This window comes from Photorhabdus hindustanensis, from assembly GCF_002968995.1.
In the GTDB taxonomy this organism is placed as follows: domain Bacteria; phylum Pseudomonadota; class Gammaproteobacteria; order Enterobacterales; family Enterobacteriaceae; genus Photorhabdus; species Photorhabdus akhurstii.
The window spans coordinates 1-1493 of sequence record NZ_PUWT01000158.1 but is presented as its reverse complement, the minus strand read 5'-3'; the positions used below and the strand labels follow the sequence as shown (position 1 = coordinate 1493).

At 61.0% G+C, this 1493-nt stretch carries 1 protein-coding gene and 1 pseudogene; both read left to right on the top strand.

Annotated features, from left to right (window positions below):
* Positions 1-12 precede the first annotated feature (12 nt).
* Positions 13-348, top strand: coding sequence for an IS66 family insertion sequence element accessory protein TnpB (gene tnpB / locus C6H66_RS24920; RefSeq protein WP_105397050.1), 336 nt, complete (start codon positions 13-15; stop codon positions 346-348).
* A 63-nt stretch (positions 349-411) separates the two neighbouring features.
* Positions 412-1493, top strand: a pseudogene (gene tnpC / locus C6H66_RS24915) (IS66 family transposase); the annotation flags it as partial.

Below are 1493 nucleotides of genomic sequence, written 5' to 3'. Positions count from 1 at the left end.
GGTACTGGCCCGATGCTGAAACCGCAACAGCTTTTTCTGGTGCGAGAGCCCGTCGACATGCGCCGGGGCATCGATGCCCTGACCCAGCACCTGGAGGGACTAAATTTGCGCTGGCAGGACGAAGCCGCTTTTATTTTCTGCAACAAGGCCCGCTCCCGTCTCAAGGTGTTGCGCTGGGACCGACACGGCGTCTGGCTGTGTACCCGCCGTCTGCACCGGGCCCATTTTGTCTGGCCGAAGCAGGGCGAGCGCAGCTGGGTGATGACGCCCGCCCAGTTTGACTGGCTCATCCGCGGCATTCACTGGCAACAGGTCGAGGGAGATGACCTGTCCGGCTGGCGAAGCTAATTCCGCTATCCCGGTCACGCTTTTACCGGATAACGACGGGGAATTATCCGGTACACTGTCGGTATGACGCTCCATGACTTAATCGCGCTGGATGACCCCGGCCAGTTCCGCCTGCGGGCACTGGCGCTGCTTCAGCAACAATGTGATTATATTCGCCAGCTGGAAGAGGCCCTGAAACAGGCGCAACGCTGGCGTTTTGGCGCGCACAGCGAAACCCTGCCTGCCGGTCCCAAACGCAGTCAGTTTGAGGAAGATGCCGATACCGATATCGCGGTGCTGGAAATCCAGCTGTCACGCCTGCATATCAGGGAAAACGCGACCCCGGCCCAGCCTAAACGTCAGCCTTTGCCGGCGACTTTACCCCGTGAAGATATCCGGCTGGCGCCGGAGACGGAGAGCTGCCCGGATTGCGGTCATGCCCTGCGCTTTTTGCGTGATGAAATCAGTGAGCGACTGGAATACCGTCCGGCCACGTTTATCGTCCGGCGCTATATCAGCCCGCAGTACAGCTGCGCGCGCTGTCAGTGTGTGCATGCTAAAGCCGCAGCCCGCCCATCTGATTGAAAAGGGCCTTCCAGAGCCGGGGTTGCTGGCTCAGGTGGTGGTCGCCAAATATCGTGACCCCCTGCCGCTCTACCGTCAGCAGCAAATCTATGCCCGCAGCGGTGTAACCCTGGCCCGCAGCACCCTGTCGGACTGGGTGGGGCAGGTGGCTGTGGCATTGCAACCGCTGGCCGATGCCCTGAAGCAGACGCTGCTGACGTCCCCGGTGCTGCATGCCGATGAGACCCCGTTGCCGATACTGGCTCCGGGAAAAGGCCAGACCCAGCGGGCTTACCTGTGGACGTCTGTCACCGGCCCCGATACCTCGCCCGCAGTCGTGTACTATGAGCTGCATTCCGGCCGCAGTGGCCGTTATGCCCAGAGCCTGCTGAAAGACTGGTCGGGCGGCACGTTGGTGACGGATGATTATGCCGGTTACAACGCGCTGCATGCCCGGTCGGATATCACCGAAGCGGGTTGCTGGGCTCACGCCCGCCGCAAATTCTTTGACCAATACAAAGCGAGCCAAAGTCCGGTAGCGAAACAGGCGCTGGATGGCATTCGTGACCTGTACAAGCTGGAGCGAAAAATCAAACACCGGC

Bases quoted from the DNA above. Each gene is read 5' to 3' on its own strand.
- tnpB (WP_105397050.1), top strand. From the start codon at position 13: ATGCTGAAACCGCAACAGCTTTTTCTGGTGCGAGAGCCCGTCGACATG.